This window comes from Fulvivirga aurantia (genome assembly GCF_009711475.1).
Taxonomy (GTDB): Bacteria; Bacteroidota; Bacteroidia; order Cytophagales; family Cyclobacteriaceae; genus Fulvivirga; species Fulvivirga aurantia.
In genome coordinates this window covers 1-981 of record NZ_SMMD01000212.1, presented here as the reverse complement: position 1 = coordinate 981, position 981 = coordinate 1, and the positions used below count along the sequence as shown (strand labels likewise).

1 protein-coding gene is annotated in these 981 nt (G+C 36.3%); it reads right to left on the bottom strand.

The window, feature by feature from the left end; all coding sequences use genetic code 11:
• Positions 1–146: 146 nt before the first annotated feature.
• A partial coding sequence (locus E1176_RS20225) for a leucine-rich repeat domain-containing protein (protein WP_484494450.1) occupies positions 147–981 on the bottom strand: 835 nt, incomplete at its 5' end.

The window sequence follows — 981 nt, the reverse complement described above, 5'->3', positions numbered from 1 at the left end:
TATGCAAATACTAAACTTACGTTACGGCATTGAAACTATTTAGATTCGAAAAGCTTAGAATATCAATTTTAATCAGTGTTTAGAGGGACTCTTTGTTATGGCTTTGAGTGACATTGATAATTGCTCATTGATTCCTGCGCTACAGCTCACAGATCACAGACCATATCAGAATCCTTATAAATTTTAGTGCCATACTTTGTCTCTAATTCACATACATCAGCTGGAATAGTCATATGACCATTACCATTAATAAAAAGGTGGGATAATTTACTTAGTTGGCCAATTTCAGCGGGTATTGACATTAAAGACGGATTATTATCCAAATGAAGAGATTTGAGGTTTTCCAGTAAACCAATTTCTTTAGGTACGTCATTTAAATTTTCATTTATGCCAACAGCTAAAATCTCTAGGTTGGTGAGTTTGCCAATTTCAGTTGGAAGACTAGCGTAATCGTTCATGTGTGTTCTCAACTTAGTAAGATTACTTAAGTAGCCGATCTCTTTAGGAATAGACACCAAACCTACATTATGGATTAACAAATCTATAACTACCCCATTGTTTTGGGTCACACCTTCCCAATTACTTAAATCGGGGTCGTTCAAATCCCAAGTAAGTCTATTATCTGGATTAGCCTCAAATATTGCCACGAGTGCTTCTTTTTCTGTTACCACGGTAACTTCGTAGGTTTGAAGCGAACTATCTTCAGCCATCACAGTATAGGTTACAGGTTTAGAAAAATCCTGAACGCCTATTGGCTTCACAGTGGCTGCTTGAGACACAGTTATCTGAGGTAGTAATGCCGTTTTAAGAGAATTGCCTGGAAGAACAGCGAAAATCGTATAGTTACTGCTATCAACTTCACCTATCACATTTGTACTTATGGCATTTTCGCTTAATAAAAACTGAAAAGAGGTAATTTCTTTTTCATCACTCTTTATAATCTCAATAGGCACTGGTTGTGGTGAATCATCGTCACTATTA